Annotated in this window: 22 protein-coding genes and 5 tRNA genes; 21 read left to right on the forward strand and 6 right to left on the reverse strand. The window is 57.4% G+C overall.

Translation table 11 applies throughout. From position 1 onward, the window contains the following. Positions 1–47 precede the first annotated feature (47 nt). The 5 genes from ACXAD0_RS10350 (at position 48) to glcF (ending at position 7,486) form a co-directional block, all read left to right on the forward strand. Positions 48–1,457: a Na+/H+ antiporter NhaC family protein gene (locus tag ACXAD0_RS10350; RefSeq protein ID WP_475088331.1), complete on the forward strand. Its 1,410-nt coding sequence runs from the start codon at positions 48–50 to the stop codon at positions 1,455–1,457. A gap of 17 nt (positions 1,458–1,474) precedes the next feature. Further along, positions 1,475–3,400, forward strand: coding sequence for an aminotransferase class I/II-fold pyridoxal phosphate-dependent enzyme (locus ACXAD0_RS10355; RefSeq protein WP_475088332.1), 1,926 nt, complete (start codon positions 1,475–1,477; stop codon positions 3,398–3,400). Between the two features lie 234 nt (positions 3,401–3,634). Then, positions 3,635–5,065 carry an FAD-linked oxidase C-terminal domain-containing protein gene (locus ACXAD0_RS10360; RefSeq protein ID WP_475088333.1) on the forward strand — a complete coding sequence of 477 codons (1,431 nt, stop codon included), beginning with the start codon at positions 3,635–3,637 and terminating at the stop codon, positions 5,063–5,065. Between the two features lie 37 nt (positions 5,066–5,102). Continuing rightward, a complete protein-coding gene (locus ACXAD0_RS10365; protein ID WP_475088334.1) occupies positions 5,103–6,209 on the forward strand; it encodes an FAD-binding protein in 1,107 nt (368 codons plus the stop codon). Next, the gene (gene glcF / locus ACXAD0_RS10370; protein ID WP_475088335.1) at positions 6,200–7,486 is read left to right on the forward strand and encodes a glycolate oxidase subunit GlcF; all 1,287 of its coding nucleotides are present in this window, start codon (positions 6,200–6,202) and stop codon (positions 7,484–7,486) included. Before ACXAD0_RS10365 ends, glcF begins: the two co-directional genes overlap by 10 nt. A 24-nt stretch (positions 7,487–7,510) precedes the next feature. On the opposite strand, the gene murQ is transcribed toward glcF, so the two are convergent. Both murQ and ACXAD0_RS10380 read right to left on the reverse strand, forming a co-directional pair. Then, positions 7,511–8,467 carry an N-acetylmuramic acid 6-phosphate etherase gene (gene murQ, locus ACXAD0_RS10375; protein ID WP_475088336.1) on the reverse strand — a complete coding sequence of 319 codons (957 nt, stop codon included), beginning with the start codon at positions 8,465–8,467 and terminating at the stop codon, positions 7,511–7,513. Between the two features lie 232 nt (positions 8,468–8,699). Continuing rightward, a tRNA-Arg gene (locus ACXAD0_RS10380) sits at positions 8,700–8,776 on the reverse strand. A gap of 373 nt (positions 8,777–9,149) precedes the next feature. Between ACXAD0_RS10380 and ACXAD0_RS10385 the strand changes: the two genes are divergently transcribed. From ACXAD0_RS10385 to ACXAD0_RS10455, 15 genes are all read left to right on the forward strand, one after another. Further along, on the forward strand, positions 9,150–9,329 hold the full coding sequence (locus ACXAD0_RS10385; protein ID WP_475088337.1) for a PA3496 family putative envelope integrity protein: 180 nt from the start codon (positions 9,150–9,152) through the stop codon (positions 9,327–9,329). An 86-nt stretch (positions 9,330–9,415) separates the two neighbouring features. Further along, positions 9,416–9,862: an STAS domain-containing protein gene (locus tag ACXAD0_RS10390; RefSeq protein ID WP_475088338.1), complete on the forward strand. Its 447-nt coding sequence runs from the start codon at positions 9,416–9,418 to the stop codon at positions 9,860–9,862. A gap of 2 nt (positions 9,863–9,864) precedes the next feature. Further along, positions 9,865–11,658, forward strand: coding sequence for an ATP-binding SpoIIE family protein phosphatase (locus ACXAD0_RS10395; protein WP_475088339.1), 1,794 nt, complete (start codon positions 9,865–9,867; stop codon positions 11,656–11,658). Positions 11,659–11,792: 134 nt separating this feature from the next. Next, the gene (gene ccmA / locus ACXAD0_RS10400) at positions 11,793–12,461 is read left to right on the forward strand and encodes a cytochrome c biogenesis heme-transporting ATPase CcmA (RefSeq protein WP_475088340.1); all 669 of its coding nucleotides are present in this window, start codon (positions 11,793–11,795) and stop codon (positions 12,459–12,461) included. Positions 12,462–12,528: 67 nt separating this feature from the next. Further along, positions 12,529–13,176, forward strand: coding sequence for a heme exporter protein CcmB (ccmB, locus tag ACXAD0_RS10405; protein ID WP_475090362.1), 648 nt, complete (start codon positions 12,529–12,531; stop codon positions 13,174–13,176). A gap of 12 nt (positions 13,177–13,188) precedes the next feature. Further along, positions 13,189–13,935 carry a heme ABC transporter permease CcmC gene (gene ccmC, locus ACXAD0_RS10410; RefSeq protein WP_475088341.1) on the forward strand — a complete coding sequence of 249 codons (747 nt, stop codon included), beginning with the start codon at positions 13,189–13,191 and terminating at the stop codon, positions 13,933–13,935. 1 nt (position 13,936) lies between these two features. Next, a complete protein-coding gene (gene ccmD, locus ACXAD0_RS10415; protein WP_475088342.1) occupies positions 13,937–14,182 on the forward strand; it encodes a heme exporter protein CcmD in 246 nt (81 codons plus the stop codon). Between the two features lie 54 nt (positions 14,183–14,236). Further along, the gene (locus ACXAD0_RS10420) at positions 14,237–14,686 is read left to right on the forward strand and encodes a cytochrome c maturation protein CcmE (protein ID WP_475090363.1); all 450 of its coding nucleotides are present in this window, start codon (positions 14,237–14,239) and stop codon (positions 14,684–14,686) included. After that, positions 14,683–16,689: a heme lyase CcmF/NrfE family subunit gene (locus tag ACXAD0_RS10425; protein ID WP_475088343.1), complete on the forward strand. Its 2,007-nt coding sequence runs from the start codon at positions 14,683–14,685 to the stop codon at positions 16,687–16,689. The genes ACXAD0_RS10420 and ACXAD0_RS10425 overlap by 4 nt, the downstream gene beginning before the upstream one ends. Positions 16,690–16,727: 38 nt before the next feature. Beyond that, positions 16,728–17,312 (forward strand): DsbE family thiol:disulfide interchange protein, encoded by a 585-nt coding sequence (locus ACXAD0_RS10430; protein WP_475088344.1) that lies wholly within the window; start codon positions 16,728–16,730, stop codon positions 17,310–17,312. After that, positions 17,275–17,868, forward strand: a complete 594-nt coding sequence (locus ACXAD0_RS10435) for an IMPACT family protein (protein WP_475088345.1) — start codon at positions 17,275–17,277, stop codon at positions 17,866–17,868. The genes ACXAD0_RS10430 and ACXAD0_RS10435 overlap by 38 nt, the downstream gene beginning before the upstream one ends. Positions 17,869–18,169: 301 nt before the next feature. Continuing rightward, positions 18,170–18,469 (forward strand): hypothetical protein, encoded by a 300-nt coding sequence (locus ACXAD0_RS10440; protein ID WP_475088346.1) that lies wholly within the window; start codon positions 18,170–18,172, stop codon positions 18,467–18,469. A 268-nt stretch (positions 18,470–18,737) separates the two neighbouring features. Beyond that, positions 18,738–19,388: a glutathione S-transferase family protein gene (locus tag ACXAD0_RS10445; RefSeq protein ID WP_475088347.1), complete on the forward strand. Its 651-nt coding sequence runs from the start codon at positions 18,738–18,740 to the stop codon at positions 19,386–19,388. Between the two features lie 225 nt (positions 19,389–19,613). Further along, positions 19,614–20,192 (forward strand): class I SAM-dependent DNA methyltransferase, encoded by a 579-nt coding sequence (locus tag ACXAD0_RS10450; RefSeq protein ID WP_475088348.1) that lies wholly within the window; start codon positions 19,614–19,616, stop codon positions 20,190–20,192. 262 nt (positions 20,193–20,454) lie between these two features. Then, positions 20,455–20,910 (forward strand): superoxide dismutase, Ni, encoded by a 456-nt coding sequence (locus ACXAD0_RS10455; RefSeq protein ID WP_475088349.1) that lies wholly within the window; start codon positions 20,455–20,457, stop codon positions 20,908–20,910. Positions 20,911–21,506: 596 nt separating this feature from the next. Here the strand turns inward: ACXAD0_RS10455 and ACXAD0_RS10460 are convergent. Beyond that, positions 21,507–21,583 (reverse strand) — tRNA-Asp (locus ACXAD0_RS10460). 47 nt (positions 21,584–21,630) lie between these two features. Next, positions 21,631–21,706, reverse strand: a tRNA-Val gene (locus ACXAD0_RS10465). Between the two features lie 308 nt (positions 21,707–22,014). Between ACXAD0_RS10465 and ACXAD0_RS10470 the strand changes: the two genes are divergently transcribed. Beyond that, the gene (locus ACXAD0_RS10470) at positions 22,015–22,545 is read left to right on the forward strand and encodes an acyl-CoA thioesterase (protein WP_475088350.1); all 531 of its coding nucleotides are present in this window, start codon (positions 22,015–22,017) and stop codon (positions 22,543–22,545) included. A 450-nt stretch (positions 22,546–22,995) separates the two neighbouring features. On the opposite strand, the gene ACXAD0_RS10475 is transcribed toward ACXAD0_RS10470, so the two are convergent. Continuing rightward, positions 22,996–23,072, reverse strand: a tRNA-Asp gene (locus ACXAD0_RS10475). 47 nt (positions 23,073–23,119) lie between these two features. Beyond that, a tRNA-Val gene (locus ACXAD0_RS10480) sits at positions 23,120–23,195 on the reverse strand. Between the last annotated feature and the right edge of the window lie 129 nt (positions 23,196–23,324).

Here is a 23,324-nt window from a genome sequence, read left to right on the forward strand (position 1 = left end):
GCCGCCGCTGCTATTTCGAGAATAACGATTAGAGCGATATCGAAGTCATGACTGAAAGCGCCGCCGCAGACCTCACCTGGGTCACATTGCTTCCCCCGTTTCTGGCCATTGGCCTGGCCCTGCTGACCCGGCAAGTCTATCTCGCCCTGTTTGCGGGTATCTGGCTGGGTTATTACCTGCTCAATCAGTCGGGTGTTTTCCCGTCGCTGGCGGAAGGGATCGACGGCCTGCTGGCGGTCCTGGCCAGCCCCGGTGATGCCCGTGTGGTGATGTTTACCCTGGTCATTGGCGCCTTCATAATTACGCTGGAGCGCAGTGGCGGCGTCAGTGGCTTTGTGCATTTTCTGGAGCGCAGCCGCTGGGTGACCAACCGCAAGCGCGCCCAGTGGATGTCATGGCTGATCGGCGTATTTATCTTTATCGAGTCGAACATCACGGTACTGGTATCCGGAACCGTCTCGCGCCCCTTGTTTGATCGATTCAAGGTGGCGCGAGAAAAGCTCGCGTACATCGTCGACTCGACGTCGGCGCCTATCTGTATGCTTATCCCCCTCAACGCCTGGGGAGCTTTCAACCTGGGGCTGCTGGATGGGTTGGGCGTGAGCGACCCCTTGTCGGTCCTGTTGGCCAGTATTCCGCTCAATCTTTATGCCATCACCGCAGTGGGCCTCACCGCATACACCATCGCCACTAACTACAATCCGGGCCCGATGGCGCGCGCGGAAGCCCGCACGGCAGCCGGAGAGATCGACGGCATTGACGTCGGTGTCTCGACTGGAGAGAAAACCGGGGTCAAACCGCGGGCGATCAATATGCTGCTACCGGTCTTCACCCTGGTTATCGCCATGCCGGTTGGGCTGTGGATCACAGGGGAGGGAGAGTTGTTTGCCGGTTCGGGTTCGACCTCGGTGCTGTGGGCTTCCCTCGCGGGTCTATTCGTCGCGTCGGTACTGGTATTGGCGCAGCGCATCATGTCTCTGGATGAATTAAGTCATACCTGGATGGAGGGGGCCGGGCGCATGTTGCCGCTAGCGGTGATTCTCGTACTGGCACTGGCGCTGGGTACGGTTTCCAAGGCCCTGGGTACCGGCACCTATGTGGCGGGTATGGTTGGGGACACCATCCCCCTGGCATGGTTGCCTGTGGCAATCTTCGTGGTTTCTGGCGTCATAGCCTTCTCCGTGGGCTCCAGTTGGGGCACATTCTCCATTATGCTGCCCATCGCTATCCCGGTGGCTACCGCTCTTGGTGCGGAGCCGGCACTGTTTGTGGCGGCGGTACTGTCCGGTGGTATTTTTGGCGATCATGCATCGCCGATTTCAGACACCACGATTGTGTCGTCACTGGCATCGGGCACGGAACATATTGACCATGTCAGAACCCAATTACCCTACGCGCTGCGCGCCGGCGCGATCAGTGCCGTGGGCTTCGTCGCCCTCGGTTATCTGTTGCTGTAAAACGAGATAAGTAACGCATGAATTGCAATGTTGTATTGGTCACCGCTGACGAGGCCTTCGGGCGCCGTTGGGCGGGAGAACTGGAACTGGTAGCGGAAAGTGATTCCGGCTCCCCGATTTCTCTCAAATTTGCGTATTGTGAGCCGGGAGAGGCGCTGCAGGTCTACCTGCAAGATGGTGCGACCCAGGTGGTTGCGGTGGACGATGGCAGTCTCGGTGAGGAGGTGTTAAGGGCGACCTATGGCCAGCTTCGCAGCTATCGTGCCGAGATTGATTGCGTGTTGCTGACTGCAGCGAGTGCGCCGGCAGAAGATCGCGTCTACGAGTGTGTGATTTCCCGCGCTGAATCGAACTATGGGGTCGTTTACCGCACGTTGCGCCGGATCCTGCTGGAGCGCATTGCGACCCCCTTTGCGGATGCCCTGAAAGAGTATGTCTATGCTGCACGGGATTCCTGGCACACTCCGGGACATTCCAGCGGTGACAGCCTGAGTTCCAGCCCCTGGGTAGTGGATTTCTATCGATTTATGGGCGAACACATTTTCAATACGGACTTGTCTGTCAGTGTGAAAATGCTCGATTCCCTTATGGATCCGGTCAGTGTCATCCGCCAGGCGCAACAGTTGACCGCGAAAACCTTTGGTTCGGCACACAGCTATTTCGTCACCAACGGTACGTCAACCTCCAACAAGATCGTATTGCAGCACCTGCTGCGCCAGGGGGATCGGGTGGTGGTGGATCGAAACTGCCACAAGTCCGTGCACCATGCGATGATCATGAGTGGCGCGCTGCCGGTCTATCTGGAGTCTTCGGTCAATCAGGAATATGGCATCTATGGCCCGGTGCCGAAGGCGAGTATTTTCCGGGCAATTGATGAGAATCCCGGCGCACGCATGCTGGTGTTGACCTCCTGTACCTATGACGGCCTGCGCTATGATCTCAAGCCAATCATCGATTACGCACATGAACATGGCCTGTATATTCTGATTGATGAGGCCTGGTACGCCCACGGTCGCTTCCATCCGGAACTGCGACCGACTGCGCTGGAGTCCGGAGCGGATTTCGTGACGCATTCGACGCACAAGATGCTTTCAGCATTTTCCCAGGCCAGCATGATTCATGTCGGAGAGTCCGTAGGGGATTTCGACGCGGCCGGGTTCCGCGAAGACATCAACATGCACACTTCCACGAGCCCGCAGTACGGCATGATCGCCAGCCTGGATGTTGCCCGGAAGCAAATGAGCATCGAAGGCTACTCGGTGATGAGCAGAACACTGGCGTTTGCCAGCGAAATCCGGGATTTCGTCCATGCCAATACCGGCTTCCGGTGCCTGACTGCAGAAGACCTGTGTAGTGAAGAAGTTGCACAGGATGGTGTGCGTTTGGATCCGACCAAAGTCACGATTGATGTGGGTCGAGCGGGCTTGTCGGCGCCTGTTGCCCAGCAGGTTTTGTTCAACGAATTTGATATCCAGGTGGAGAAGAATACCCACAATACGCTGTCATTCCTGGTAACTATCGGTACTACCGAGAGCAAGTTGCTGCGTCTGAAACAGGCGTTGCGCGTATTATCCGAGCGTGCTGAAGCGGGCGGGCAAATCGCGCCCGATGGACAGTCCTTGCCAGCACTGAGTGACATTTGCGTGTTGCCACGGACTGCCTACTACGCTCGCGGGGAATTGTTGGCCTTGGACGAGGCCGGCATTGCGGCGCTGGTCGGTCGAATCTCCTGCGATGAAGTGGTGCCCTATCCACCGGGTATTCCGTTATTGGTGCCCGGGCAGGAAATTACACAAGAAATTCTCAGCGCCATTAGTTCCTATGTGCATGAGCGCGATGACCTGGAAATGCACGGCGTGCGCGCAATGCCCAATGGCGTCGGCATCCGGGTCATGACTTCGAAAGAAGCGGAGCAGGGGATCAGGGAGCTGGAAGCCATCTGATGTCACGTCGTCACCCTGGTTGACCTGACAGGGCGCACGACGACAGGACAACAGGATGCAGCACGATATTGGCTTGTCCCGTCCCTTGCCGAGGGGCGGGAAAAGCAGGCATCCAAGCCTTGTCTACTTTAGTAGGGTCGTTGTTTGCTGCCGCGCGTAGGGTTTGCGCTTTTTAGGCTGGCGAGAAGCCGTGTCGCGATGTATTCGTTCACGTCATAAAAGGAGTTACTGCCATTGTCTGCCCCGAACTTGATCCTGCAGCTGCAGTCACTGGTCTCCAAAGAGCGTGTGCTGAGTGCATCCGAGCAGGTAGCGCCGTTTGAATGCGATGCCCTGCCGGTTTATTGCGAGCGACCGAAGGCGGTGGTGTTGGCGGCTTCTGAGCGGGAGGTGCAGGATGTCGCCAGGCTCTGCCAGAGATTGAAGGTCCCGTTGGTAACACGCGGTGCGGGTACGGGGCTCTCCGCCGGCGCGAAGCCCAATCGCGATGGCGTATTGCTCGTGACAGCCCCCATGAACCGCATACTTTCCCTCGACCCGATCACTATGACAGCGCGGGTACAGCCCGGCGTGATCAACGAGCAAATCAGTCGCGCTGCCAGTCAGCATGGTCTTTACTATGCACCAGATCCCTCTTCACAAATCGCGTGTTCAATTGGTGGCAACGTCGCAGAAAATGCGGGCGGTGTACATTGCCTGAAATATGGGGTCACCGTTCAAAACGTTCTGGCGCTGCGGGTGGTGACTGTTGAAGGTGAAATTCTCGAAGTAGGCAGCGATTGCCTGTCGCAGCCGGGCTACGATCTGCTGGCACTGACACATGGATCGGAGGGATGCCTTGGGATCGTTACCGAGGTAACGGTGAAGCTGACCCCTCGCCCTACTCAAACCAAAACCCTGCTGGTGGATTTTGACACGGTGCGCGGCGCTGCGGATGCCGTGTCAGCAATCGTGCGCGCCGGGGTCGTTCCGGCGGCGCTGGAAATGATGGATGCCCTGGCGATTTCGGCCACCGAAGACTTCTGCCATGCGGGCTATGCCAGGGATGCCGCCGCTATCCTGATCATTGATCTGGATGGGGATCCGCTGGAAGTTGAAGCGGAGCTGATACTGGTGCGCGAAGTGCTGGGACAAGCGGGGGCGTCCCGGGTACAGCTTGCGGAAAACGAATCCCAGCGTCAGCTTTGGTGGCTGGGCCGGAAAAGTGCTTTCCCTGCGGTGGGGCGCTTGAGTCCGGATTATTACTGCATTGATGGGACGGTACCCCGGCATCGTATTGGTGATGTGCTCGAGGCAATACAGGCATTCTCCCAGCGCTACGATCTGCGCGTCGCCAATGTGTTCCATGCGGGCGACGGGAACCTGCACCCGATTATCATGTTTGATGCGGGCGTGCAGGGAGAGCTTGAGCGCGTGGAAAAACTGGCTGCCGATATTCTCGAATTTTGTATTGAGGTGGGTGGCACCATCACGGGAGAGCATGGTGTCGGTATCGAGAAGATCCATTCAATGGCCGTACAGTTTACCGATGCAGAAATCGAACAATTCCTGGCGATCAAGTCGGCCATAGATCCAGATACGTTACTCAACCCCGGAAAGCTCATACCTACATTGGCGCACTGCCAGGAGTACCGGGCGTTGAGGCGTACAGAGCGCGCAGAATAGTGCCTGTGACAGGGCTCGTGATGAGAAGGATTGGCCATTGAGTGAACACGACAGAACGGATTGGTTGCAGCAGCAGGTTCAGCTTGCGTTGGAGGCTAGTGAACCGCACGCGCTCACGTTGAAAGGGGCAGGCAGTCGGGGGAATTTTTTTCCCGCTGCCGACGCATCGCTCTCTGTTGGTGATCATTGTGGTGTGATTGAGTACCAGCCCGATGAGCTCATGTTGAAAGTGCGGGCGGGCACTCCACTGATCGAACTGGAAAGTTTGCTCGCGGCCCATGGGCAACAACTTGCGGCCGATATTCCCTGTCCGGATGAACACAGCACCATCGGTGGCGCCATCGCCAGTGGTTGGGATGGGCCGGCGAGAGCATTCGGCATGTCCTTGAGAGATTCGGTGGTTGGATGCCGGCTTATCAACGGTCGTGGCCAGGTGGTGAACTTTGGTGGCCAGGTCATGAAAAATGTGGCGGGCTACGATTTTGCGCGCCTGCAAGTGGGTGCCCTGGGGACTCTTGGTTTAATCCTGGATGTGAGCTTGCGCCTGCTGCCTCGCGCCGAATTCAGTGTGAGCCGTAGTTTTGCAGTGAACCCAAAACAGCCGGAGGCCCTCCAGGAGTGGTGGAAGACCACGCGTGAGTTACGCCCGCTCCTGAATGGGACGTGTTTCCATGAGGGACAACTGCATTTGCGTCTGAGTGGCCGCGAGAGTGCTATCTCTGCCGCGCTGGACAAGCTGGGAGGTGACGAGAGTACTCTCGATTGGCAGGCGCTGAAAAATCTTCGGTCCGGTTTTTTCCATCAGGCGGATCTTGCCTGCGCGTACTTACCACGATATCGCCATTTCGTACCTGTCACGGACGAATATCTCGGCGAATGGGAGGGTGCCAGGGTGTGGGTGCGTGGCGGTGATCATCATCAGTTGGCCCGAGATGCGGCGGCCGCCGGTGGCTTCTTGCGGGTGTTTCGTGGCGAGCCGGCGCTGCCACAACCCAGGGGGAGTTGGGGTCAGCGGATACGGGATGCGTTTGATCCACACGGAATCTTTAATCGCGAGTTGTACCAGGTGCACTTTGGTGGTCCAGAGACGTCTTCGTCCGTCGCGCCGGATAGCCAACACGGAGGATCGCGGCCATGCAAGTAGATCTCGTTGATAACCTGCTTTCGGCACAGGCGTCCGCACGTGCGGAAAAAGTACTGAATGCGTGTGTGCATTGTGGGTTCTGTACTGCAACGTGCCCAACATACCTGCTCGAGTCCAATGAACTCGATAGCCCCCGGGGGCGCATATACCTGATGAAGGAAATGCTCGAGCGTGGTGAGGCTGGCGAGATTACGCGGACGCACCTGGATCGTTGCCTGACCTGTCGAAGTTGTGAGACCACCTGCCCATCAGGGGTTGAGTATCATACGTTGCTGGCTATTGGTCGAGAGACGGTTGATCAGCTGGTTCCGCGGAGTTTTGCGCAGCGCTTTATGCGCGCGGCCATTCGTCAACTGATGCTGTCTCCCAGATTATTTGGCGGTCTGATAAGGATCGGCCGCGTTTTTGCGCCGCTACTCCCAGCCTACCTTCGTCGCGTTTATTTCCCGGCACTGCACAGCTTCCCGTCACCGCACAGCGCGGCCATACCAGCGCAACCGGTGCCAGCTGGAAGTGCGTCTAAGGACGTTGTTTTACTATTGCGGGGTTGCGTCCAGCCAACCCTGCGTCCCCAAACGGATCGCGCTCTCGAGGACGTGCTCTCGCATTGCGGTGTGAAGGTGCTCGCTCCCGCCGCGGCGGGATGCTGCGGTGCAGTCAGTACGCATACCGGGGCGGAGGAGCAGGGAAGGGCGCTGGCGCGAGCCAATGTTGATACCTGGTGGCCCCTGCGAGAGCAGCACAGCGTGCGCGCTATCGTGATGTCGGCTTCCGGATGTGGTGCTCAGCTGAAAGACTACCCGGCGTTGCTTGCTGATGATCCGGACTACGCGGAGCGGGCCATGGTGCTGGCGAACCTGGTTCGTGATCCGGTCGAAATTCTCGAAGCGCTTATCGAGGAGGAGCGCTTCGTCCCGCCGATGCTTGCGTCTGAGCCGGAGAGTGTTTTTCACTGTCCGTGTACATTGCAGCATGGGCAGCAGTTGCATGGACGGGTGGAGAGGCTGCTGGGCCGGATGGGACTGGCCTTGCCTGCGGTCGCTGATGGCCATCTGTGTTGCGGGTCTGCAGGAACCTACTCGATCCTCCAGCCCGAGCGCGCGAAGGAATTACGCAAGCGCAAGCTGAATGCGTTACTGGACAGTGAACCCGATGAAATCCTGACCGCCAACATCGGTTGCCAGCTGCATTTGCAGGGGGGAACAGAAAAACCTGTGCGCCACTGGCTGGAGCGGGTTGCCGATGCGGTGCGCGATAGCGACAGACGGAGACCGTGATGGAGCGATCGGGCTGGGCTGGGGTTAGTGTCCGACCGCCTTGGCCGGCTTGTCTCCGGAGTCTCTTCCCAGTTTTTGCAGTGCGAGGCGCAGGAACCCGTCTGACTCGGCGAGTGCGGCTTCCGCTTGATCGGCGGGAAGGCCACTGAGAATCATCATGATGGCGAGCTTGGCATTGTGGTCGCAACTGGCCAGGACGCGGTCTGCTTCTTCGAGGGAGACGCCGGTCGCTTCCATTACGATACGTCGGGTCCGACCGATAAGCTTCTCGTTGGTGGCTTTCACATCCACCATCAAATTGTGAAAACTTTTTCCGAGCCGGATCATGCTGGCAGTGGTCAGCATGTTCAGCACCAGTTTTTGTGCGGTGCCTGCTTTCATCCGGGTGGATCCAGTGAGAATTTCCGGTCCGACCTCTGGCAGGATCGCAATGTCTGCCTCTTTTCCCACAGCAGCCGACTTGTTGCAGGACAGTGCGACGGTCGTGCAGCCGAGCGTTCTTGCGTACAGCAACCCCCCAATGACATAGGGTGTTCGCCCGCTGGCGGCAATCCCGACCACCACGTCGTTTGCCGACAGCTCAATGTCGACAAGGTCCTGCCGGCCGAGAGGCTCGCTGTCTTCAGCGCCCTCCTTGGCGCGGTAGACGGCGTCCTCGCCGCCCGCGATCAAGGCCACCACCATGCCTTCTGGGACGCCGTAGGTGGGTGGACATTCAACGGCGTCCAGGATGCCGAGACGGCCACTGGTCCCGGCACCCATATAAATCAGACGCCCACCCTTGCGAAAGGCTGAGACGATCGCGTCAACGGCGGCCGCAATTGCCGGTAGCTCTTTTGCCACTGCCGGCGGGACATCGGCATCGGCGGCATTGATGAGCTGGAGAACCCCCATGGTGGGCAGAAGATCGATATCTTCGGAATCGGGGTTCCGTGCCTCGCTGGTGAGTTGGCTCAGTTCCTGAATCAAGTCTCGCTTCATGACTAGGTTCCCGGTGGGACACAAATGGCGCTGACGGTGCTTCTATACGGATCCGAGAGGGTGCCGGGGCACCCGGATCAGGTTCTCGGAATTATAGTGCGACAGGGCGGTGGCTCATTAAATGGGTGGACGATGAGTCATGAAGTGCTTGCAGGACTCAGGGTGGTGTCATCGAACGCTGGACAATGATGTCGCGGGGATACCCTGTTAGGGGAGGGGAGCTCGGCAAAAGTGGCGCGCCCGGAGGGAATCGAACCCCCAACCTGCCGCTTAGGAGGCGGCTGCTCTATCCGGTTGAGCTACGGGCGCTATGCGTGTTCCTGGGTGTCAGGTTCGGAACTGCGGCGCATTCTAGCGATTGTGCCGAAGTGTGTCACCGAGGGTAACACGAGTGTTTCTCTACGCGCCACTTTCGGTCATTTCGAGGATCGCAGATTTGTCGTAAAACTGTCGCATTCTGGTCAACATTCGCGGATATCTTTGCGCCAGGTTCCGCGATCGAGAAGGATGAATTTGCAACGGATTCCTTTCTCGGAATCGGCGCGAAAAAAGTTGTTTCCCAGCGCAAATTTCTTCTTGACCTCCAAGCGGCGAGATGGCTAATCTGCGAGGGCAAAACAAAAACAACAAGGGTGTTTCTGTGACCGCAAGGCGGGGCAGAATCGAATGCGTGGAGTTTACTATGAGTAGCAATACCAGCGAACGTCACTTCGATATCAATAACAACGACATCCCACAACTCGCATCCGACGTGTTGCGAGAGGCCGCTTCGGAGGCTCCGCGAGATGCCCGCCGCATGGTGGAAGACAAGCTCGAGGAAATTCGCCTCTGTCGAGAGCTGACTGACTACGACTACGAATAATCGCATAGGGCGCCTCTTTAGGCGCCTTTTTGCTTTCGTGCGATCACCAATCGGTCGGATTGCCGGGCGTTGCCCTGGTCAATCTGATGGGACGCTTTTGTGCGACGGTGGCCGATCACTTCGGTTCACCGGGTGCAGCGGCTTCGCGTCAGGTTTGCCAGCGTTTTCGTCGTGAACAGGAGGTTCAAATGATTGGCTTCGACCATGCGCCCGCACGGGTTTCGTCGGAGTTGTCCGCTGATGGTGCGGCGCTGACCATTCGGGTCGACGGTAGCTTTGATTTCAACTTGCATAGTGAATTCCAGAAAGCCTACCAGTCATGTGCGGGTAACCCTCGGGTGTTCTGCATCGACCTCGCCGAAACCAGCTATCTCGATAGTGCCGCGCTGGGCATGTTACTTCTGTTGCGGGATCACACTCTTGCGAAGCAGGAGGAGGGTGAACCCCTGACCGTCGAGCTGGTCAATGCCAATGACCACGTTGCGCGCGTTCTGGCGATCTCAAACTTCGATAAACTCTTCAGAATCCGCTGACCGTGGAAGTTGCATTCCGTGTTTTTGTTATTGAGCAGGCGGTGGATGCAGCGGTGGAGCTCTGTGCGTTGCTGTTTTCCTGTGGTGAAGCGTTGGGTCGGGGTGTTTCGATTTCGCCGCTGGTGTTTGCCGATACGGATTCGGCCGAAGAACAGTATGCGATAGAATCCCCGGACCTGATTATTTTTGGTCCCAAATCCTCACGCGACCTGGAGGAAGGGGCGCTGAAAACGCTGCGCACCCGGGTCGGACTGGATCCGGTCCCCATTCTTCTTGTGCTGGCGAATTCTGATATCCAGTCTCCCGGGAAATTGCCTGCTGGTTGCGATGACGTTCTTCTGTTGCCTTACCAGCGCAAGTTGGTCGCAGCAAAGTTAGCATCGCTGCGTCGATTTTGTGGCTTGGGCCGTGCGCTACTGGCCCAGCGTAATCAGGTTCGACGTAACCACGCTGATCTACTGCACGAGCTGGCTGGTGCACGACAGATTTTTTCCAACATGAGTAAAGAGGGGTGCCTGGGACAGCTGCGGGCCATTCGCTACCACCTGTCTCCGCAGGCGTTGCTCAATGGGGATGTGTTGGCAGCTGCGTGGGCTCCCGGTGGTCGGCTGTTTTTAATGCTTGGCGATATCACCGGGCACGGACTCTCCGCTGCGGTGGGAGCAGTCCCACTGACGTCGATTTTCTACTCCATGGCGCCCAAGGGCTTTTCATTGGGGCATCTCGCCCGTGAACTGAATAACAAGCTGTATTCGGTGCTACCCGCCAATATGTTCGCTTGCGCCTTTCTTGTTGAACTGGATATGCACCGGTTGCAGCTGCGGGTATTCAATGCCGCCATGCCCAGTGGTTGTGTGTTGCGTGAGCAGGGCGCGTTGATGCTTGATTCCCGCCACCTGCCGCTCGGTGTCTTGGCGGATGTGGACTTTGAACGCTGCGTACAGCATGTGAAGCTCGATGCCGGAGACCGGCTGTATTTCTGGAGTGACGGATTGCTTGAGGCGCGCAATCCGGAAGGGGAGTTGTTCGGTGAAGAGCGATTACTGGCGTCGCTGGAATCTTGCCCGGACCCGCAGCGCCGCTTTGACCAGCTGCTCCTCGAGGTGAGCGGTTACAGCCTGGAGCAGCACGATGATCTTTCTCTGGTTGAGGTTGATCTCGATAGTATCCCGATCCGGCCTTCCCCCGTTGGTCGGCAAAATATCGAGTCGTCGAGTCGGCGGGGCGTGGATGAGGTGGTGGCCGACTATCTGGCGCCAGTGGCGCCTATGCCCTTGCGCGATTGGACATATAGCCAGACGTTAACGGCAGAGGAATTACGCCAGCGTGAGGTGCTGCCAGAGTTGCTGGTATTACTCGAACGTTTGCGAGGACTCGATGGCATACGCGAAGTCGTGTCGACAGTGCTTGGTGAGTTGTTGCGCAATGCGCTTGAGCACGGGCTACTGCGGCTCGATACCGCCCTGCGCGCCAGTGAAGATGGCTTTGCCGAGTACTATCGTTTACTCGAGAGCGGCAGGGCAGGCTTGCAGAGCGGTTGGATTCGCCTGGACTTTTTTGCCAGTGCAGAGCGCGCTGAGCTCGACATTGTCATCGAAGACAGCGGACAGGGTTTTCCCGCGTTTTTTGATCCGGCAGGCGCCTACGGCGGGCGGGGCCTGAGTCTGCTGGAAGGGCTTTGCCGGCGCGTGCGCTTCGCCCCCGGGAGTAGCCAGGTGTCGGTCACGCTGGATCTGGATCAGCCCAGTGGACCCAAACCGCACTCCGGATCACCGCGACCCGTGATGACCCAATAGTCCCCGGTGGGTCGAGACTCTCGAAAATCATGCAATTACCGACGTTCCCGGTATAATGGCGCTCAGTTTTTCACCAGTTGATTCGCTTGTTCCCGCCGGCGGGAAGCGTCATTGCAAGGGATAGATTCAGGTCTATGTTGTCATCCTCCCAGGCAGTCCCACACACAGGGCCGTTATTGCAGGTGCAGAATCTGACCTGCGAGCGGGATGATCGCTGCCTGTTTACCGGGCTGTCCTTTTCCCTCGAGGCGGGTAGCGCAATTCAGCTGGAGGGCGCAAATGGTGCCGGTAAAAGTACCTTGTTACGTACCCTGATTGGCAGTGCCAGCGACTTCGAGGGCCAGATTTTGTGGCGGGGGCAAGCCTATCCAGAGGCACTTCCGTATTTGCGTGAATCCCTCCTGTATATTGGTCACAATGCTGGGGTGCGCCGCGGCCTGACACCGCTGGAGAATCTTGCCTGGTATGGCGCGCGCCACGACGAGGCGCTGCACGCGCTCGACTGTGTCGATCTGTTTGGTTTCGAGGATAGTCTCTGCCTACAACTCTCTGCGGGTCAGAACCGACGGGTCGCCCTCGCTCGCCTTTTTCTGCCCGATGCGCCGGTATTGTGGATTTTGGATGAGCCGCTAGCGGCGCTGGATGTTGCCGGTGTTGCGAGCCTTGAAAAGCAAATGGCTGCGCACCTTTCGCGGGGTGGGGCGGTGCTGTTTACCTCGCATCAGCCCGTTTCTCTGGAATCCCTGCAGGTCGTACGGCTTGGCGATTACGCCAAACGGGAGGCGCTTGATGTCGTCAGCTGATCTTGGCGAAGTCGCTGCAGTCCCAGCGGCGCAGGGGCGCCGGGCAAGTACGGGTTTCCTCGCGCTGATGCGGGTTGAGTTGTTGTTGGCGCTGCGGCGTCGCGCGGATATCGCCAATCCAATCCTGTTTTTTGTGACGGTGCTGGCGCTGCTTCCGCTCGGGGTCGGGCCAGAGCCAGAGCTGTTGGCGCGCATGGCCCCCGGTATGATCTGGATCATGGCCCTGTTGGCGACCATGCTCTCCCAGGAGAGTCTGTTTCGCAGTGATTTTGAAGATGGCTCGCTGGAGCAACTGACGCTCGCCCCACAGCCCCTGTATTTCGCCGTTTTGGCCAAGGCGACTGTGCACTGGTTGGTCACTGGATTGCCGTTGGCTCTGCTGTCGCCGATGCTGGCAGGCATGCTGAATATGTCGGCGGACGGCTACTGGTGCCTGTTGGTCTCGCTTTTGCTGGGCACTGCCAGTTTGAGCTTGATCGGCTCGGTCGGGGCGGCACTGACCGTGGCGCTGCGTCGTCCGGGATTGCTTCTCGCGCTGATTGTTATGCCGCTGTATGTGCCCGTGTTAATCTTCGGCACGGGCGCGGTGCAGGCCGCTCTTGATGGCTACGACTATGCTGCGCCGCTGGCAGTGTTGGCGGCTTTACTGGCGGGCGCTGCTGCCCTGGCACCGCTGGCGGCAGCGGGTGCAATCCGCATCAGTACAGATAATTGACGGAGGTTGCCTGTGGCTTCTTGGCAATGGTTTCACCGCTTGGGATCACCCCGCTGGTTTTACGAAAAAACCAGTGTCTGGCTGCCGTGGATTGCGGTAGTTAGTCTGGCATTGCTGGTAACCGGGACGGTCTGGGGGCTGGGTTTTGCGCCAGAAGACGCCAAGCAGGGCAATAGTTACCGCATTATCTACATCCATGTGCCCGCTGCGTTTCTTGCCCTGGCCGGTTACTACATCATGGCCATTAGCGGTGCCATCGGTCTGATCTGGAAGATGAAGCTGTCGTTCGTGGTCATGCGCGCGGCCGCCCCCATTGGCGCAGTACTGACTTTTATTGCACTGTTTACCGGCGCTGTTTGGGGCAAGCCCACGTGGGGTACCTACTGGGTGTGGGATGCGCGAATCACGTCGATGGTTATGCTGCTGTTCCTCTACATCGGTGTCATCGCCCTGTCGCGTGCCTATACCCGTGAAGTCATGGCGGACAAGGCCAGTGCCATTCTCGCCCTGGTTGGCACCGCCAATATTCCCATTATCTACAAGTCTGTCGACTGGTGGTTCACGCTCCATCAGCCCGCCACTATCAAAATTACGGAATCAAGCACCATTGATCCGAGCATGTTTTATCCGCTGATGATCATGATTGCCGGTTTTTACCTGTTCTATGCCTGGGCTCTGATCAGTCATACGCGGGTACTGGTTATCCAGCGGGAGTCAAAGACCCAGTGGGTTCAGCAGTTGCTGGCGGGAGGGAAGTAACATGACATTCCAGTTTGAGAGCTTCGCCGCGTTTCTCGCAATGAATGGCCATGGCCCGTATGTCTGGGCTGCCTATGCGGTAACCCTGTTTGCGCTGGCGAGTCTGTTGGTGCAGCCGGTTCTGCGCCGCCGTCAGCTGGCGCGCGAGTGGCAGCGTCAGCAACGCATCCAGGCGCGACGTAATGAGCGCGGCGAGCGCGTGTCCGGCCAAGCCAAGTCCGGCGAAGAAGCTGGTGAAACCGCCTGACGGTTGGTCGCGAAACAAATACTGAATCTAGAAGTTTAAGGACGCCTAATGCCCATGCATCCCGCACGTAAACAACGCCTGATACTGGTCGTGGTCCTGGTCGCGCTCTCCAGTGCCGCGGTGGGTTTTGTCACCTACGCTATGCGCAACAATATGGACTTCTTCTATGCCCCCAGCGCATTCGCTGCCGGTGAAGTGCCGTTTGAGAAACGTATTCGCGCCGGCGGCTGCGTGGTGCCGGGCAGTATTGTGCGCGCGGATGATTCTCTGGATGTGCGCTTTATGCTTACCGATGGCGCTGAAGAGTTGACCGTGGTGTTCGACAAAATTCTTCCCGACCTTTTCGCAGAGGGGGAGGCCGCGGTGGTTACCGGTAAGTTGCTGCGAAATGGAGAGGTCCGTGCGGACCAGGTGTTGGCCAAGCACGATGAAACTTACACTCCGCCGGAAGTTGCAGAGAGCATGGCTGGCAAGGCGACCTGTGAGGGCAACGCAAAAATATGACACCTGAATTTGGCCATTTTTCCCTGCTGGTGGGCGTACTGCTATCCGTAGCGCTCGCTATTGTTCCCATGGCCGGCAGCTATACCTGTCGCACTATTTGGATGCAATCCGCGCGACCACTGTCGTTTGGTATTCTGGTTTTCACCGCCATTGCCTTCGTATGCCTTGTACTTGCATTCGTGCAGAGTGACTTCACCGTCAATTATGTGGCGCAGAACTCCAACAGTATTCTGCCGACGCACTATAAGATCACCGCGGTTTGGGGTGGACATGAGGGTTCTATCCTCTTGTGGTTGCTGATGCTCGCAGGCTGGACTGCCGCTGTGGCCCTGTTCAGCAAGCAGTTGCCTGAAGAGCTGGTGGCCCGGGTACTGTCTGTGCTCGGTATCGTGCTGATCGGCTTTTTCCTGTTTATCCTGATGACCTCCAATCCGTTCGATCGCGGTCTGCCGTTCCCGCCGGTGGAAGGTAATGACCTGAATCCGCTGTTGCAGGATCCGGGGATGATCATCCATCCACCCCTGTTGTATATGGGGTATGTAGGATTTTCAGTGGCCTTCGCCTTTGCCATTGCGGCCCTGCTCGGCGGGCAACTGGATGCGGCGTGGGCGCGTTGGGCGCGGCCCTGGACGGCAGTGGCCTGGGCTTTCCTGACGCTGGGCATCGCGCTGGGAAGCTGGTGGGCCTACTACGAGCTTGGCTGGGGCGGCTGGTGGTTCTGGGACCCGGTCGAAAATGCCTCTTTTATGCCGTGGCTGGTGGGTACTGCGCTGTTGCACTCCCTTGCGGTCAGTGAAAAACGGGGGCTGTTCAAGAGCTGGACCATCCTGCTCGCGATTTTTGCCTTCAGTCTAAGCCTGCTGGGTACTTTCCTGGTTCGTTCCGGGGTGCTGACTTCCGTGCATGCTTTTGCCACCGATCCGCTTCGCGGCGGTTTTATACTGGGCTTCCTGGTGATCGTGGTCGGCCTGTCTCTGATTCTGTTCGCCTTGCGCGCCCCGGCGGTAAGCGCCGGAAGTGTATTCTCTTTCCGCTCGCTGGAAACCTTCCTGCTCGGCAACAATATCCTCCTGATGCTGATCACCGGAGTTGTCCTGACCGGAACGCTGTATCCGCTGCTGGCAGATGCGCTTGGCTGGGGCAAAATCAGTGTGGGCCCGCCATTCTTTAACCTGTTCTTTGTACCCCTCACGCTGTTGCTCGGCGTACTGCTGGGTATGGGGATTCATGCCAACTGGAAAGACAGCCGCTGGGATCGTCTGCTCGGTGCGTGGGGCTTGCCCTTCGTGATCGCGCTGATCGCTGGTGCGGCGCTGCCGTTTGCGCTGGGTGGTTTCCACTGGGGAGCGGCAGTCGGTATTTTCACCGGTGTCTGGATAACCGCATCCTGCATTGCCAATATCCTTTCGCGCACTCGCAACGCCGAATCCTTCTGGATTGGCCTGAAGCGCCAGCGCGCGAGCTACTACGGTATGCATCTCGCTCATATCGGTCTGGCCATCTCTGTGCTGGGTGCTGCGCTGACGACTGTTTACAGCGTCGAGGACGATGTACGTATGTCGCCCGGTAGCAGCCACGAAGTGGCCGGCTATACCTTCCGGTTTGATGGCATCGAGATTGTACAGGGGCCGAACTACCGCGCGATGGAAGGTCAATTGCTGGTCAGTCGCGATGGCGAAGTGATTGCTGAGTTGAAACCGCAGAAACGCAATTATTTCTCCGGTGGCAATACCATGACCGAGGCTTCTATCAACACCACCCTGTTCCGAGATTTGTACGTGGCTCTCGGTGAGCCAATGGACAGGATGCGCCCGGAAGGGGATTGGGCGGTGCGCCTGCAGTATAAGGCGTTTGTTGTCTGGATCTGGCTTGGCTCACTGTTTATGGCGCTGGGTGGTGCTATTGCGGTAGCCGACAAGCGTTACCGTAAAGCACGTGTGCAACATACCGAGAAGGCGTCATCAAAAGATACGTCTGGTAAGCCCGCGCCGCAGGCAATCTGAATCGAGTATTGCGGAGTCAAAGGAGTCCTTTCGCAACCATGGCTAGGCTGAAACTTTTTCTGCCCCTGATTATATTCGCGGCACTGGCCGTGCTGTTCTGGCGCGGTCTGTCGCTTGATCCGCAAGAGATGCCCTCTGCACTACTGAACAAGCCTGTGCCGGAGTTTGATTTGCCGCGGGTATCTGACACGCAGCAGCTGGTGAAGAAATCGGATCTTCCGGCAAAACCGCTGTTGATGAATGTCTGGGCAACCTGGTGCATCGCCTGTCGTGTTGAGCACCCGTATCTCAACAAGCTGGCGGAAGAGGGCGTGCCGATCGTTGGCGTCAACTTGAAAGACGATGCGGCTGAAGCGCGAAAGTGGCTGGATAAGTTCCATAACCCCTACCTGTTCAGTGTCTTCGACAAGGAAGGGCGGCTCGCACTCGATCTGGGTGTATTCGGTGCCCCGGAAACCTTCCTGGTGGATGCCGGCGGCACGATCCGCTGTAAACACGTCGGTGTGGTTGACGACCGTATTTGGCAGACCAAGCTGCAGCCGCTTTACCAGCGCTTGCAAACGCAATCCTGGGATGAGTTCGCCGGTGAGTTACCAGAGTCCCTTATCACCCGTTGTCAGTGAAACCGAGGAAAAGAAAAGCCGATTTATCTGCTGGCTCGGCCCGGTTGAAGATAGAGCGGCTTTTCGTGCACAGGTCGAGTTAATCCAGACACGTTACCCAGACGCCAGCCATCACTGTACGGCACTGATTCTTGGCAATCCTTCCAACCCCGATACGATGCAGGCTGACGACGACGGCGAACCAGGTGGGAGTGCCGGGCGTCCAATGCTGGAGTTTCTCCTTAAACAGGATGTCGGTAATGTGGGGGCGATCGTCACCCGTTACTTTGGTGGTACAAAGCTCGGCGTTGGCGGCCTAATGCGAGCCTACCGTGGCGCGGTGAGCGCCGCCCTGCAGAGCGCCCAGCTCAAAACTCACGTGCCCTTGAAGGATGCACAGGTAGTGTGCGGTTTTGCCCAGGAGTCGCGTTTGCGGTTTCTCGTTGGGCAGGCCGGTGGCTATTGCGTCAATGTATCCTACGGACAGGCCGTAAAAGTCGCGATTCAAGTGCCGGAAGACCATTGGGATGGCCTGAAACAACAGCTATTGGGTGAGTCGTTCAGTTTGCCCGATTGAGCGCCTGTAGTCTTTCTGATGTCTGCCGCTACGGTGATAGTCGTAGTTGAATCCCGCGCATATTAAATGCACCGTTTCATGATCTTTTCTGCTGAAATTCAGCACTGTTCGCCTTCCGAACGATCATTGGCCCTGTGAGCCTGCACGGACGGCCTCCGGATTCTCCACGTTTTCTTGCCGCGCCCAGGCTCGGCCCGTTCTGGCGATCTGGTTTTACCCGGCTATAGTTGGTTCGCCAAGGGACTCTACCGTAAAGGCTGGAAGAGAGGGTGGATGTACCTGGCGTGCGCGAATGACACCCATGAAAAAATTCCTGGAGACACCGATGAAAACCATTGTGATACTCGGTAATTCAGCAGTGTTGCTATTTTGTCTTTACTGCGTGTTGCTGATGGGCCCGGCGATATTTCACTCTGAGACTATGTCGGTCAACTCCACTGCATTGCTGGTCATCGGCTTGTTGCTGCTGTCCATTGTGAACCTGATTTTCGTGTTCAGACGTGCGGGGCAAGACGCGCCTGGTAGTGTCCTCGCGCTGTACTTGCAGCGTAAAGCCCTCGAAGAACGCCAAAAAATAAAAGCGTTGGAATCTCGCGGTTAGTGGTACCAATGACTCACTAGGATCTGAACCCTGGCGCAGGGCTCGGGTTGACTGGCGATTCAAGGTGCATTGGAGCGTGGCCCCCGAGATCACTGCTCGCAGACTTTACGCGCTTCACGACAGTTGAGACTTCTCAGTCACTAGCCTGTCGCTTTAACTTGATCCAATAGTACTGGCCCCTCCTGTCGACTCCTTATACTTGTGCCACTGACTGTAAACAGCATGGCGGATTTCTATCGTGCATGCCAAGTTGAGATGGGGTGACGCGATGAGTGAATCGAGAGTTGTCTGGGGTACAGGGACATCACGCACTTTACGACCACAGTGGGCGTTGATTGAGCTCGGACTGGAGTTTGAGCACAAGAAGGTATTGCCCCGTGGTGGAGGTATCGAAAAGTCCGGGCTGCTTAAGCTGAACCCGCGGCACAAGGTCCCGTTTTACCAGGACGACCGGGTGGGGATCGGTGAGAGTGCGGCCATCATTTGCTATCTGGCGGATCGCTATGGAGAACGCGGGATGCCAATGCCGGCGATCGGCAGCGCAGAGCGGGCCGTGCTGTTCGATAGAATCTTTTACATCATGACAGAGATGGACGCGCGGCTATACACGGTCCGAATGCATGATAAGCCCCCGTTGGGACTCTCAGAAACCTATGGCGCAGCGCCGGTCGCAGTGGACGCAGCGAAAAAATACGTCGGACGTGGGCTGGACGAAGCCGCTCGCTGGCTCGAGGACGGACGTGCTTTTGTCGGAGGTAAGGCGTTTGGAGTTGCCGACATCCTGCTCACTTCCTGCCTGGACTGGGTGCTTTCTTACGATATGGCGCTGTCAGACGCACTGACGAAGTATCGCGATCAGATTGCCCAGAGACCAGGTGATGCGCAGGCGATGGAGAGTAACACTCCGGATAAATCGTGAATTTATCTCTTTTGGTTCGCTTGCGCCTCGGTACGCCTATACCAGTTTGGCAATATTTCTGCGCACCTGATGATAGTCGAGCATGAGTGAATCCTGGCGTAAAAACTGGTCTGAGCTCGGGCACTGTGTTGGTCTGGTGCCGAGGACGAATGAGCTTAGTTGCACCGTGTCTGCGCGATCAATGAAATAAATCTCGTGCGATGACAAGATGGAGGCACGGTTGCGATGGGTAGCAGCTGGGATGACTACGCAGAGAGTTGGGACGATAACGCGCAGGCGATTGCGTATGCACAACAGGCGTATGAGAGCCTGATCGCCAGGGTAGGTGTGCAAGAGGCTCATATTTTTGATTTTGGTTGTGGAACCGGATTGCTTGCCGAGCGCATTGCTCAGTCCGCCAGGGAAGTGGTCGCGCTCGACACCTCTGCGAAAATGATTGCAGTGTTGGAGGCCAAGCACATTGAAAGTGTTGCAACGATTGCCCAAGCGCTCACGGATGAGGTGGTGGGTGCCTATCACCTGGCCGATAGGTTTGACTTGGTAGTGGCATCTTCCGCACTGGCATTTGTCGAAAACTACGCAGAGACACTGGCCCGCTTGCGGCAGCTATTGAAGCCCGGCGGACACATTGTGCAGTGGGATTGGTGGAAGTGCGATAACGGCGCCGGACCTGGATTCACCACTGAGGAAGTGGAGCGTGCAATCGGGAGTGCGGGTTTTCAGCAGCCGGATATTTCCTGGCCTTTTTCGATGGAAGCAGAGGAAGGAGAAATGACCGTTCTGATGGCAGTCGCCAAGCGCTAGTTTACAGCGCGAGCGGGGTCGGCATCGGGCGTTGCGGATCGCCGGGTGTCGGTGAATGCAACCGAGGCGTCGCAAGCCTCTTCAGTTCGTGTTTTTCATTTCTCCTAATCTCTTTAATGAATAAATGATATTGGTAAGCTGAAAAAGCCTAGATAGACTGTTGGGCGGTAGCGTTGTTGGAATGGTAGGCTTTTGTGCCATTTTTTCGAAGCAAGTACCGGTTCCTGTTGGAAACCGCGGATAGAAAAGGGACGGACAACCCATGAAGAAACTTATCAGTACGCTGTTTTTGCTCCTGGCCGTAACGGCCGGGTTTTCGCAGCTCGCGTATAGCCATTGTCAGATTCCCTGTGGAATCTATGACGATCACGCGAGGGTCAAATTGATGCTGGAAGATGCGGCGACCGTGAGAAAGTCGATCGACTTAATCGCTCAATTGTCCGGTAAAGACGACCCCCAGTCGAATAACCAGCTAATACGTTGGGTGATGAATAAGGAGACTCATGCCCAAAACATCATTGAGACGATCAGTGATTATTTTCTGACCCAGCGTGTTAAGGCGGACCAGAAGGATTATGCAGAACGCCTGATGAAGCATCATGCAGTGATCGTTGCTGCGATGAAGGTTAAACAAAATACGGATATGAAACATGTGACGGATCTCGAAACCAAGATCAAAGCGCTCGCGCCTTATTATCCAGAGCATAAGCACGAGTAAGCGTCAGCTCGGTTGACGTTGTGCTGGAATGTTCTTCCCCCAACGTTGCCCTCGATTTTGCACACAAAAAGCCCTGCTCCAGCGAGCGGGGCTTTTTCGTACAGGGCGGAGCGGATAGGGCGGGGCGGACAGGGTTGGGTCGTTGCATAGCCGCTCACCCTTCGGGCGCCTGCGGCGTCCACCAGCGCTTGCGCGCTATTGTCGAACGGGGCTTCTCGCATGCCGATCCAACAGATATAAAAAAGGCCCACACTTTCGTGTGAGCCTTTTCTGTAGTTGGCGGCGCAGACGGGATTGATTCGCGGCGTGGCCGCTCACCCTTCGGGCGCCTGCGGCGTCCACCAGCGCTTGCGCGCTGTTGTCGAACGGGGCTCTCGCACGCCGATCCAGCAGATACAAAAAAGGCCCACACTTTCGTGTGAGCCTTTGCTGTAGTTGGCGGACCGGACGGGATTGATTCGCGGCATAGCCGCTCACCCTTCGGGCGCCTTCGGCGTCCACCAGCGCTTGCGCGCTGTTGTCGAACGGGGGCTCTCGTACGCCGATCCAACAGATACAAAAAAGGCCCACACTTTCGTGTGAGCCTTTTCTGTATATGGCGGACCGGACGGGACTCGAACCCGCGACCTCCGGCGTGACAGGCCGGCATTCTAACCAACTGAACTACCGGTCCGCATTCCTTGCTTCCCTGTATCAACCTGCCGGGCAGGTGAGGGGAAGTGGTGGGTGGTACAGGGGTCGAACCTGTGACCTACGGCTTGTAAGGCCGTCGCTCTCCCAACTGAGCTAACCACCCCGCGTCAGGAGGTGCGTATAGTAATGAAATTTTTCGGGCGGTCAACGATTTGTTTGCACTTTTCTGACTTGGGCTGATTTTTGTTCAACGGGTGTCTCGCTCGGTTTTTTGCTCCCGGGGCAACGCCTGTGAATGCGTCGAAATGGCAGTTCGCCAATACCTGCTTGCGAATTCTTCCAACATGATCGGCCAGACCGACCGAATACGGTTTGCGCTCTGGAACTGCTGGTTGCCGACGCATAGTATCCGGCCACATTACCGGGTGCCTGTGCGCTCCCGTTACTCAGCAATTTGTGCAGGCTGTACTTATGTATCCCTTCGTCCGCTTTCTCGCCACCTTATGGCGTGCCCGTCGTGCGACTCCTTTGGATCCAGGTGGTATCGATGAGGCCACCTTTGTGTGTCGGCCCTGGGATCTGGATATGTTCATCGAGATGAACAACGGGCGTGTATTGACGCTTTATGATCTTGGTCGGTTTAGTCTCTCAGTGCGTACCGGTTTGGCCGCGGCCCTGCGGAAGCATCGTTGGGGGCTGGTCGTTGCCGGCAGTACAGTGCGCTACCGTAAACGGATCCGGGCGTTTGATCGGGTCACGATCCGCACGCAAGTTGCCGGATTTGATGGTCGATGGATTTATGTATTGCAATCCATGTGGGTAAAGGGCGAGCCGTGTTCTTCGGTACTGTTACGCACAGCGGTAACCAGTAAAAAGGGGACGGTACCGGCAGAAGAGGTGAGTCGGGCAATGGGGGCAGACGGCTGGCAGCCGGAGATGCCGGCCTGGGCACACGCGTGGGAAGCGGGTGAAAAAGTGCGGGATTGGCCGCCGGTGCCGTGATGCCTGGGCTGGGTGTGCGGTCCTGACGCAAACTTCCCGCCCCGGCTTTTTGAATGCTGCTCGTTTTGTTGTCCGCAACAGTGCTGCTTTAGAAAAAGACCCTGTGCTTTTGAGTGGGGCTGTTTTGCCCGTCGTGGACGGACGGGATTGATTCGCGGCATGGCCGCTCACCCTTCGGGCGCCTGCGGCGTCCACCAGCGCTTGCGCGCTGTTGTCGTACGGGGGCTCTCGCACGCCGATCCAACAGATACAAAAAAGGCCCACACTTTCGTGTGAGCCTTTTTTGTATATGGCGGACCGGACGGGATTGATTCGCGGCGTGGCCGCTCACCCTTCGGGCGCCTGCGGCGTCCACCAGCGCTTGCGCGCTGTTGTCGAACGGGGGCTCTCGCACGCCGATCCAACAGATACAAAAAAGGCCCACACTTGCGTGTGAGCCTTTTCTGTATATGGCGGACCGGACGGGACTCGAACCCGCGACCTCCGGCGTGACAGGCCGGCATTCTAACCAACTGAACTACCGGTCCGCATTCCTTGCTTCCCTGTATCAACCTGCCGGGCAGGTGAGGGGAAGTGGTGGGTGGTACAGGGGTCGAACCTGTGACCTACGGCTTGTAAGGCCGTCGCTCTCCCAACTGAGCTAACCACCCCGCGTCAGGAGCTGGGTATAGTAATGATATTTATTGCAGGGTCAACGGTTTCTGTAAAATTTTTTGTCTTTCAATAGCTTAAGTAGTATTTGGCACTGATCTCGGCCCGTGTGGTAGGGCCTCCGGGCT

It is taken from the genome of Microbulbifer sp. ABF4_148 (assembly GCF_056158985.1).